This is a genomic window from Parapedobacter composti (assembly GCF_900112315.1).
Lineage (GTDB): Bacteria > Bacteroidota > Bacteroidia > Sphingobacteriales > Sphingobacteriaceae > Parapedobacter > Parapedobacter composti.
The window spans coordinates 87,287-98,833 of sequence record NZ_FOLL01000001.1; the positions used below are offsets into that span (position 1 = coordinate 87,287).

Here is an 11,547-nt window from a genome sequence, read left to right on the forward strand (position 1 = left end):
TTGTTGAAAAGTTTGAAGCCAATGAATATCATTTTGTACCTCCCCATTCGCGGCTTTGCTCAAGCGCAGTGTTTTCCAATTCCAACAGCGGTATGGGTAAGATTTCGTGTTTGCCGTCCACAAATCCTTTCCATCCCAAAGCCGCGGGCGCGTCGCCCCAACGGATAAGGTCAAACCAGCGTTGCCCTTCGCCCACCAGCTCTATGCGACGCTCGCGCTTGATGTTGTCCATGGTTGCCGCCACGGGACCCAGGCCGACCCGATCGCGCACAGCATTCAGCAGATTCGCGGCGCGGGTGATGTTGCCGCCGCCGCGCACCAAGGCTTCTGCTTCCATCAAATAGGTGTCGGCGAGCCTTATCTCGTAGGTGTTCTGCGGAAAGTTCAATTCCGGGCTTCCGGCTCCGGTCCACCGGTCTTTTTCGCGCCCGGCATATTTTTCGATAAAATAGCCCGTATTCATGTGCCCGCTTTCGTAATTGGCGATGATGCCGTTTTCCAGCAGGCTGTTCATGTCGGCCACCGTGTGCGGATAGCGCGGGTCGTCACGCATAAGATCCACCAGGTTGGTTGTCAGTGGGAAAAAGCCCCAGCCTGAAACATAGTCGGGCGCACCGGGATTAGGGGTATATCCCCGTGGGCCCGACATGATGTTCAGGATGTTGCCCTCGGTACAGGGAATGCAGGCCCAATCGCCGATGGACGTGTTGGTATGTGAAATTTCAAAGATGGACTCGCTGTTGAATTTGTTGTCAACTTCAAAGAGGTCGCCGAAATTATCCAGCAGGCGGTATCCGTATTGACTGGTGCCGCCGGGTTCGCCGTTGACTTCGGCCAGTTGCTGCGCGGCCGGCTCAAACCGTTCCAGTTGGAGGTATACGCGGCCCAGCAATGCCCTTGCTGCACCCTGTGTGAGGCGCCCGCCTTCAGTTGCCACCGGAATGGTGGGAGGGAGGTCCGGAATGGCTTCGGTAAGGTCTTGCTCAATCCGGGCATAGACGTCTTCGGGTGGCGCTTGCAGCACGTTGTACATTTGATCGGCAGGCACGGGTTCGGTCAACAGCGGAATGTTTTTAAAGAAGCGCACCAAATCAAAGTAAAAATAGGCCCTCAATGCCTTTGCTTCTGCGGTATATCTCCTTTTCAGGCCCTCATCCATAGGGATGTCAGGCAATTTCTGCAACAGGATGTTAGCCCGGAAAATGCCGGAATAGCCTTTTCGCCATAACTCTTCCTGTGGCCCCAGGTCTGGTGTGAGTGTATAGTCCGAGACCACTTGAAGCTGTGGCTGGTCGGTTCCGCCGGGACCGCCACCGGCATAATGGTCGTCAGAAGCAGGCATCAGAAAGGTGAGTTTGGAGACATAGTTGGCGCTTTGCCAGCCGACCACGTCATAGATGGCTACTAACCCGTTAAAGGCCTCTTGCTGGTTCTGGTAGTAATTGGCTTCCAAATCCGTGCCCCGGGGTTTAATGTCCAGGAACGAATCGCTGCACGCACCGGCTGCCACGGTCACGGCGAGCAGAAAAAGATGATTGCTATATTTTTTCATGGTTGTTTTCAACTTAAAATCCAACATTCAGTCCGATCATAAAAGAACGCGCCTGCGGGTAGATTCCGCGGTCGATGCTCATCACACCTCCACCGATTTCGGGGTCGTATCCCGTATACCGGGTGAACGTCAGCAGGTTTTCGCTCATCAGGTAGATCCGGATTTTTTGGAGTCCGATCCGCTGGGTCATGTCATTGGGGAGGGAATAGCCTAACTGTACGGTTTTAAACCGGAAGTAGGATCCGTCTTCCAGATAGAAATTCGAAGGATTGCCGAAATTCCGGTTGGTATCGTCGTCGGTAAGCCGTGGGTAGGAATTGGTCGATCCCGGCCCGGTCCATCGGCCCAGCGCCGCCCGTTGGTAATTGGCTGCTGCGATTTCCAGCCGCCTCAATCCCTGGAATATTTTATTGCCTGCGACACCCTGGCCAAAAACGACCGCGTCAAAGCCATTCCAGGCAACATTCAGCGTGAAGCCGAACGACCAGCTTGGCGTAGGATTGCCGATGACCATCCGGTCGTTTTCCGTGATTTGCCCATCGTCGTCTATATCGGCCCATTTGAAATCTCCCGGCCGGGCGTTAGGCTGGATAATGGTTCCTTCGCTGTTGCGGTATTGGTTCACTTCTTCTTCCGTCTGGAACACGCCGAGTGTTCTGAAGCCGAAGAAGGAATTAAAGGGTTGCCCGATGGTGGTACGGGTGATGGGATAGGTAGACGCCTGGAATCCTTCACCTCCGGATAGGAAACCGATATTCGGCCCTAAGTTTGTAACCTCGTTCTGCATGTAAGACGCATTGCCCGCGAGGGAGAAATCTACCTGCCCCAGTTTGTTGGAATACCCGAGCTCCAGTTCCACCCCGCTGTTCTTCATGTCGGCGACGTTGGCTGCCGGATTGGAAATGGCGCCTACATAGCCGGGAATGCGCGGGTTTTGCAGAATCCCGGTGGTAATTTTCTGGTACCAGTCGAACGTGGCGGTGAAGTTACCGAGGAAAACAGCATCGAAACCGATATTGGTTTGGCTGGTTTCCTCCCAGCGGAGGTCGGGGTTCGCCGGCGCATTGGGACTGTACCCCACGAAGTAGCTGCCCGATGTGCCGATGGCGTAATTCCGGCCGCTGCCGATGGTAGACATGTAGGCGAAATCGCCGATGTTGTCATTCCCTACAACGCCGTACCCACCGCGGATTTTCAGCAGATTGACAATGTCGTTCTTCGGAAAAAAGGTCTCGTTAGTGACATTCCACCCCAGGGAGAACGAGGGGAAGACACCGTAGCGATTGTTCGTGCCAAACCGGGATGAACCGTCTCTTCTTACTAAAGCCTCTACAATATAACGTTCTTGGTAGTTGTAGTTTATACGCGCAAACAGTGAACTGACCGCATGGCCCGGTGCTTCAGAGCCGGACGCTATCCGTTGGTCGGGCGGCACATTGAAATTGAGCGATGCGTCTTCAAAGTTCGTGGCAGGAATGTTGTCATACCCCACGCTGAGGCCTCTGGCCCGGTTATCCAGATAAGCCCCTTGCCCCAACAGTACGGTAAAGTTGTGGTCGCTGAGGTTTTTCGTATAAGCGATGGTGTTTTCCAGGTTCCAGTCGAACCCACTGTTCATGCCGCGGGTAAAGTTGGTCTGCGTGCTGTTTTGGGCGGTGTTGGTGCTTACATAATAAATCGGGCGGAAGGTCTCCGAACCCCAATATGATAGTTTTGCGCCGAAGGTTGACCGGATGGTCAGCCCTTCAATGGGTTTGATTTCGGTATAGACGTTTCCGATGATGTTATCAGACCATCCGTGATTTCCGAGCCGGGTGGCGATATAGGCCAATGGGTTCACCATTTCTTGGGTGACGCGGCGCGATATGCCATAGGGACGGCCGTTGGCATCGCGGACCACAGGATTGTCGGTATAGAGGCCATCCGCGGCTGCTTCCGGATCGGTAACGATGGCGGGAGTTAGGGGATCGAGGTGAATCGCTGAGCTGAGCGGGCCACCGTATTCGCTGTTCGTGTTGCCGATACCCACTGACTTGTCCCTTGCGTATCCCAGGTTCTGTCCGATCGTGAGCCATTTGGCGATGCGATGCTCGGAGTTGAGCCGGATGTTCGTGCGGTTGTACCGCGAAATATCCGTGGCCACAATGCCTTCTTGATCCCAATAACCGAAAGAGGCGTAAAACGTTGAACGCTCATTGCCACCGCTGACGCTGAACTCATGGTTATGGCGCTGCGCATTGTTGTTAAACAGGTGCGACTGCCAGTCGGTTCCTTCACCCAGCGCTTGGGGGTCGTTGAATACGATGCCGTTTCCGGCGGCCAGGGACGCCTCGTTACGCAACGTGGCGTATTCGGTGGCGTTGAGCAGGCTCAGTTTTCTCGCTGGGGCAGATGTGCCGTAGAACGCGTTGTAGTTCATCCGTATTGCGCCTGCCTGGCCTTTTTTAGTGGTGATCAGAATAACGCCCGCGGCCGCGCGGGCGCCGTAGATGGCTTGCGAAGCGGCATCTTTGAGCACTTCAATGGATTCGATGTCCGACTGGTTGAGGTAGCCGATGCCACCTGCGTCAACCACCACACCGTCTACCACCCAGAGGGGGTTGTTGTTGCCGAACGTGGTGATGCCGCGGACGCGGACGGTGGCGGCTGATCCCGGCTGTCCTGAGTTAGAAGCAATGGTGAGGCCGGAAGTTCTGCCTTGTAGCGCCTGCTCAACCCGGTATACCGGCATGGTTTCCAGGTCGGCCGCCTTCACGCTGCTGATAGCACCGGTGACCACGCTTTTCTTTTGCGTGCCGTAACCCACAACGACGACTTCATCGAGTGTGCCTGTGTCTTCGTCCAACGCTACATTGATGGTGCCACTTTCATTGATCACCCGGTGTTGGGTAGCCATGCCCAACTGTGTAAAGACCAATACCGATCCGGCACCGGGTACCGTGATGGTGTAATGTCCTAAGTCGTTGGTGCTGGTCGCAATGGTTGTGCCCTCTACCGTCACCGTAACGCCCGGCAGACTACTGCCATCCTTTGCTGCGGTGACCTTTCCCGTTACCTGCAACGACTGGGCAGCAAGTGTAAACGGCGAGAGGTACATACACAGCATCACGAATGCATGTAAAGCTCCTTTTTTCATAATGGCAATTTATTAATAGGGTTAAAAAAATTGGTTCTACGCTTTTAACGCATCAAGACGCGATGAAGCATTGAACAAAGCTATAAGGATTGGTCGGAAAAACGTGTTTTCAGGCCATCTACATCTCCCCTACAAAACCAAAGGGATAATGGTAATGCACCTATAATACACCTACATGACCACTACACGTAAGTTATAACATATTGGTTTTAAATGGATAACGATTTTATTGTTTTTTGGTGAATTGCAATAGGAATTCATAGAGGTTTTGCTCGGGATTGAGCTTCAATTTTTTGCGAAGCCGATAGCGACCCACCTCTACCGCTTTGATGGTAATATTCATTAATTGCGCAATTTCTTTAGAAGATAGGTTCATGTGCAGGAAGGCACATAGTTTCAGTTCATTCGGCGTAAGCTCGGGATATTCTTCCTTAAGCGTGGTAAAGAAGCCCTCGTTGACGTGGTTAAAATGTTTGCTGAACTGCTCCCAGTCTTCATCGGCGCGCTCTGCAGATCGGATAAGCCGGATTAGCTGCCGGAAATTAATGGTGCTGTCGTTGAAATGGTGTTTCTTGATGACTGCCAATATGGTTTCTTTGATTTTAGCCAATGCTTCGCCTCGTTGAATGAGGTGCATGGTCATATTAGCCAATTCTTTATTTTTGAATGCTATTTCTGCCTCCAGTTTTTCATTCCGCAGCCGGACGACTTCCTTCTCGCTCCGGTCAAGTTCCAGTTGGCTCAGATACAACTGATGTTGATGCTTCCGTTGGAGCTTCTTTTTCTGCCACTTGAATAACAGGTAAATAAGCACTGCGGTTAGGATAACATAAACCGTATAACTCACCGGATTGGCGTACCAGGGCGGAGCGATGAAAAAAGGGTATTTGCGTACAGTAGACTCGTTGCCGTTACTGTTTCTGGATTTTACGTTGAAGACGTATTGGCCGGGAGGGAGGTTGGTATACTCTTTTTCGCTCCGGTTGCTCCAACCTGACCAAGCTTTATCTATCCCGTCCAACAAGTAACTGAATTCTACATTGCTTTGTTGATCGTATAACGTGCTGGAAAAAGAAAAATGGAACGAATTAGATTGATAATGGAGCCGTTGTGATTTAATTTCAGGAGGAAGATGGCCGCCGAACAGTATGTGCTCTTTTTTTTCACGGTCTATTACCTTAACGAGATTGAGCAATACATCGGGTTTGCTGATGTCTTCCTTATATCGCTTATAGTTGAGGTGTATAGCGCCTTTATTAGCCCCAATGAGAATGTTTTCGTCATTCAACGGATAGATGCTTTCGAACCCGCCGAGCAGTTTGCCGTTCAGTTCAGGAAAATATGTAACGGTAAACGGGGTTTTGGTATTTGATTGCCCGAAATCGATTACGCCCAATTTCTTATGGCTGGTAAACCATACATTGCCCTCCTGGTCTTCTTTGAGGTACTGGATGGGAACACCTTGGAGTTGCTGGTGGAACAAGGAAGAAGGCACAAAGCGGTTTGCTGCTGCATCGTATTCATAAATGCCGTCAATGGTGGCCACGCTGATTTTGTTTTTAATCAGGAATAGGTGGTTATATAGGGCCGAGGGCAAGCCGTCTTTATCCGTATATATTTTTTGGTCGGTTACGCTGCCCATGTCATCAGAAAGGAAAAGTTTGAACACACCGCGATAGGGATGGGATGCCCATATGGCGTGCTCATTATCATCGTAATGGATAAAACGCAGCGACTCATAGGGGCCGTCTGTTCGCCCACCGTCATAAAACGTTCCATTGCTGAACGTCAGGTGTTGCAAACCGAGGTAAGTGCCTGCAATGATTTTTTGCGAAGGAAACACGCGCGATACCGGCTGGAACATCCAGGTGCCCGGAACGGCGTAAATCCGGCGCGCGGTGGTGCCCGCTACGTCAAATGCACCGTCTTCATGCCCCATCAAGAGCCGCCCGTTGATTTCCGTGAGGTTCCAAACTTGGCCTTCGGTGTGGGGTACTTCTGAAAAAGCGGCGGTTGAAAGGCTCAAGTCGCGCCATTTCGCATCAATGGGCGTGGTGTATAGACCGTTAGATGTGCCGATATACAAGCGCCCGCCATGCAACTGGATGGCGTAGGTACTTACCGGATTGGTCTTGTTGGGCTGGATGTATTTGATGGCGCGGTTAATGCCGATGAAATCAATGCCGTCGTCCAGTGCTAACCACAGATTTTGATTCCGGTCGATGAAGACATTACGGATGTTGTTATTCTGAAGCCCTTCGCCATATACATATTGCTGCACCAGGTTGCCCTGTTTATCCACAATCAGTATGCCCGCTGAGGTGGTGCCGAATACGAACCAATCGGCATTCAAAGGCCGGCCGGCATAAATCCGATCGATGGCGAAAACTTCATCCAGTGGAGTACGCTTGGCGATGAGCCTGTGGTCCGTAAGGAAAAACAGGCCATGCTTCAGCGTAGCCACCAACAGGGTGTCCTTGCCGTAGGGCATTATGGCGGTTATCGTGGCATGGTCAAGGTCAGGATGCCGGGCTACAGGTTTCCAAAAGCCGTTTTCATATCGCAGGATGCCTTGTTGCTGTGCTTGGGCATACACGTATCCTTCAGCTGCACCCATGAATTTCCATTCAACAATAGGTTTGTCAACCTTGATTTGTCCATCTTTATAATGCAGTAATTTGGTGTTGGTTCTGAAAAAAATGTGGCTATCCATAATGGCGATATCCCAGACATCCGCAAACTGCCGCTCTTGTGGCGGAATTAAATGAACCAGCGAATGATAACGGAGTATGCCAATACTGTCCGTCTCAAAATATCCCAGTTCATCCTGCCCGCCGACATACACACGGTTATGTGCGTCTATGGCAATGGAGCGCACTACAGTGGCGTTTGGTAAGGGGTAAATATTCCAATACCGGCCATTGAAGGTAAGCAACCCTTCGTTGTTGCCGAAATACATGATACCGTGGGTATCTTGAGCGGCTTCCCAATTCTGCAACCCACCCCTGTACTGGTCGTTATTATAATTAATAATTTGGGGAATGGCCACCCGATGTTGAGCGAGGGACGTTGCCCCCAGCAGCATACAGCAATACAGCAGGAGTAAGGGGCGGGTAGGATTTTTATGCAGGATCATGAACTGGCGGCAATTGGTCATCTCACTGCAAGCAAATGTAACGATAATTGTATAATTTAAGCATTTTGAGTAGGTTTGTAACAGATACATCATAAAACAAACAGTGATATGGCTCAATATGCTCTCCGGCTCATGTTGGGTTTCTTGGTCATGCCGTCCGTCTGGGTAGTACCCGCTTTTGCCCAGGATGAGGTAGCCATCATTCCCCAACCCAACGTATTGGAGCTTCGCGAAGGGAAATATGTGTTTCCTGCAGCTACTCCCGTCTATGCATTCGAGCCGTTTGTGGAAGCGGCGTCACTCCTAACCGATCACCCATCGGCACACTTCCTGGAAGTACAGCGGATACGATCGCACAGGCGGCTACCGGAAACCGGAGTGCGCCTTGTACAGGCCCGTGACGCGGATAAATTACCGGCCGATGGCTACCGTCTGGTGGTTGACACCAGCGGCATTGTATTGACCGCCCATCATGCACCGGCGATGGTCAACGGGATATTAACCCTGTTGCAATTGGCCTACACGCTGCCAAACGATCGCGAATTGCCCGCCATGCATATAGAGGATAGACCCCGCTTCGGGTACCGGGGGCTGCACCTTGATGTGGCCCGGCACTATTATCCGCTGCCTTTCCTTAAGAAGTTTGTCGACCTCATGGCGCTGTATAAATTCAACAGGTTCCATTGGCACCTTACGGACGGACCAGGGTGGCGGCTGGAAATCAAACGTTATCCTGAACTCACGGAGAAGGCCGCCTGGCGTACCCACGCTAATTGGAAAGATTGGAACCAGTATGGCAGGCGTTACCTGCAAGCCGGCCACCCGAACGCCAGCGGCGGATATTATACGCAGGAAGAGGCGCGAGAGCTGGTTGCTTACGCTGCACGGAAAGGTGTCACTGTCATCCCTGAAATCGAAATGCCGGGGCACTCTGACGCCGTGTTGGCCGTTTATCCGCAGCTTTCCTGCACCGGACAGCCATACCGCCATGCTGAGTTTTGTGTGGGCAACGAGGAGACCTTTGCGTTTCTCACCCACGTATTGGACGAAGTATTGGATATCTTTCCCTCGGAATACATTCATATCGGCGGCGACGAAGTAAATAAAGCAGCCTGGGCAGCTTGCCCTAAATGCAAGGCATTAATGGAAAAAGAGGGATTGAAAGATGTGGATGAATTGCAACGCTACGCAGTTGAGCGTATCAATGGCTACCTAACATCGCGCGGGCGCAAACTTATCGGTTGGGATGAAATCATGGCGGGCGGATTGCCTAAAGGGGCCACCGTGATGAGCTGGCGCGGTGAAGAAGGCGGTATAAACGCCGCCAACGCGGGCCACGATATCATTATGACACCGAATACCCACCTTTATTTTGACTACTACCAGCAAGACCCGCGTTCGCAGCCGGAAGCTATAGGCGGATATATCCCGTTACAACAGGTGTATGCATACGAACCCGTTTCTGAGGGGATTGAAAAGGATAAAGCCAAACATGTGCTGGGTGCGCAGGGCAATGTTTGGACGGAATACATGCCTACGACGGAACACGTGGAATATATGACGTTTCCCCGGGCGTTGGCGTTGGCGGAAGTGGTGTGGTCCGATCCATCGCAGCGCGACTGGAAAAGTTTTTCGGAGCGGCTACGGCGCCATTACCGTTTGCTGCAACGCTGGAAGGTAAATTACTGCCGTCCGTCTTATGCTGTAAATATTGCTGTTGATTTCAATGCCGATACGCTTACCAACACCATTTCGATGACGACTGAACAGTTTGAGCCGGGCATCCGCTATACCACGGATGGGGAAGAGCCCAACGCACAGTCGGCACTGTATACCAAGCCCATTGAATTGGCGGTGCCGGCCACGGTCAAGGCGGCCTACTTTGTCGATTCGGGCCGTGCCGGCCCGGTGGCCATGGCTAAAGCCGACATCCATAAAGCCATAGGAAAGACCCTCACTTACCAAACCCCTTGGGATACCGCCTACGCGGCAACAAAGTCGGACGCGCTGGTTAATGGACGGAAGGGTAGCCAGTATCCGGATGATGGACAATGGCAAGGCTTTAAGGGTAATGTGGATGTTGTTTTGGATTTTGAACGTAGGGAGCCGGTGACCTCCATCGCCATCAATTTTTTGCATGCTCCGTCGGCGGAAGCCTGTCTGCCCGGCGAAGTGACGGTCTTGGTTTCAGATAATGGCAAGAATTTCCGGGAGGTGGGGGTAGTAAAAGGCGGAGCCCAGCCATCAACAGGCTACAGCGAAGTTAAGGCCTATGAGTTCCGCTTTGATAAGCCTCAAACGGCAAGATATATCCGCATTGTAGCCACCCGTGTTCACGGTGAACGGCTGCTTGCCGATGAGTTAGTGGTATATTAACAGGTTAGCAAAGCAATTTACTGTACCACTTTGTTGGCGCAGGCGGAACTGGCAAACGCTTCGGGTTTAGCCTTGAACACAAACCCCATGCTGAGAATGTAACCCATAGCATCGTGCAACGCTTGGTTGGATTTAAACATCGGGTTGGTGTTAATGTCCGCGTGCACCTCGAGGTCCACGTCATAGCGATCCAACAGGTCGCAGAGGGAGTAAGCTGTTTCAATGGAGCGCTGCACTTCTGCAAGCATGCGTTCCTTGATGCTCATCTTCTGGACGGTGCGGTCTTGATGGATATACATGAAGCCGCCTTTTTTCTCACGGACGAATACGATGACCGTGGCGAATTCGGTAACAGCGCCTTTCACCTGCGAGTCAGTGCCGATGCAGACTTTAAGTTTATTGCCCAAGGCGTCTTCACGGGCAATGGTGGAGGATACTTCGTCCAGAATGGGTTGGCGGATGGGCTCGCCACTGAATTTTTTCCAAGTCATAAGGATGGGATTAACAGATACGGAAAAGAACACAATTGAATGCGATATAAAGTTATCGATAAAAGCGGCTTATTACCAATAACTTATTGTGAAGTTTTTATTAACATTCACATCGTTTTCAACACGCGGGCTAATCCTTCGTTCCGTAAGCCAAATCCCCGGCATCGCCCAATCCGGGTACAATAAACGCTTTGCTGGTAAGTTCGCTGTCTATGGCGCCCGTCCATAACGTTGCCTGTGGAAGGAACGCCCGAACGTGTGCGATGCCTTCTTCACTGGCGATAGCAGACACAATATGCAAGTGTTTAATCTGGAAATCGTCCAGCAGTTCCTTGCAGGTGAGTACGACCGTACGTCCGGTGGCCAGCATCGGGTCAATCAGAATCACGGTCCGGCCGTCAAGGTTAACGGTGCTTACATATTCCTTGCGGATCTCAAACACCCCGCTTTTCTTGGTCTTGCGGTATGCACCGATGAATGCACATTCTGCCTGGTCAAACACATTGAGCATGCCCTGATGCATTGGGATACCGGCCCGGAGGACGACCGCCAATACGGGTTGCTCAGTGATAAGCTCGGTTTCGGCAATGCCCAAGGGCGTTTCAACTTCCAGGGGCTCGTAGGTTAACGTCTTACTGATTTCATAGGCGAAGATTTCGCCCAAACGCTCCATGTTGCGGCGGAAGCGCATGCGATCCTGCTGTACTTCCACGTTGCGCAATTCGGCAAGGAAGTGGTTGGCCACACTGTTTTGTTTGGTCAATACGTTCACCATCATTCAAACATAAGCAAATTCCGCGGGATATTCAACCATCCTTCCTGCCGTCCGGGGTTTTTCGTATCTTTGCCCTCTTGC

The 11,547-nt window shown here is 51.7% G+C and carries 6 protein-coding genes; 1 reads left to right on the forward strand and 5 read right to left on the reverse strand.

Annotation, left to right across the window (positions count from 1 at the left end):
• Positions 1 to 28 precede the first annotated feature (28 nt).
• The 3 genes from BM030_RS00350 to BM030_RS00360 all read right to left on the reverse strand — a co-directional run bounded on the left by BM030_RS00350 (position 29) and on the right by BM030_RS00360 (position 7,845).
• Positions 29 to 1,552, reverse strand: a complete 1,524-nt coding sequence (locus BM030_RS00350; protein WP_090970874.1) for a RagB/SusD family nutrient uptake outer membrane protein — start codon at positions 1,550 to 1,552, stop codon at positions 29 to 31.
• Between the two features lie 13 nt (positions 1,553 to 1,565).
• Entirely contained in the window at positions 1,566 to 4,688 is a 3,123-nt protein-coding gene (locus tag BM030_RS00355) for a SusC/RagA family TonB-linked outer membrane protein (RefSeq protein WP_211657479.1), read from the reverse strand.
• Between the two features lie 226 nt (positions 4,689 to 4,914).
• Positions 4,915 to 7,845, reverse strand: coding sequence for a helix-turn-helix and ligand-binding sensor domain-containing protein (locus BM030_RS00360; protein ID WP_244518573.1), 2,931 nt, complete (start codon positions 7,843 to 7,845; stop codon positions 4,915 to 4,917).
• 87 nt (positions 7,846 to 7,932) lie between these two features.
• Here BM030_RS00360 and BM030_RS00365 point away from each other — a divergent pair, with 87 nt between their 5' ends.
• Positions 7,933 to 10,200 carry a glycoside hydrolase family 20 protein gene (locus BM030_RS00365; RefSeq protein WP_090969972.1) on the forward strand — a complete coding sequence of 756 codons (2,268 nt, stop codon included), beginning with the start codon at positions 7,933 to 7,935 and terminating at the stop codon, positions 10,198 to 10,200.
• Positions 10,201 to 10,217: 17 nt separating this feature from the next.
• On the opposite strand, the gene BM030_RS00370 is transcribed toward BM030_RS00365, so the two are convergent.
• Together BM030_RS00370 and upp are read right to left on the reverse strand one after the other, a co-directional pair.
• Positions 10,218 to 10,691 carry a ribonuclease H-like YkuK family protein gene (locus BM030_RS00370; protein WP_090969975.1) on the reverse strand — a complete coding sequence of 158 codons (474 nt, stop codon included), beginning with the start codon at positions 10,689 to 10,691 and terminating at the stop codon, positions 10,218 to 10,220.
• Positions 10,692 to 10,821: 130 nt separating this feature from the next.
• Positions 10,822 to 11,466: a uracil phosphoribosyltransferase gene (gene upp / locus BM030_RS00375; protein ID WP_090970882.1), complete on the reverse strand. Its 645-nt coding sequence runs from the start codon at positions 11,464 to 11,466 to the stop codon at positions 10,822 to 10,824.
• Between the last annotated feature and the right edge of the window lie 81 nt (positions 11,467 to 11,547).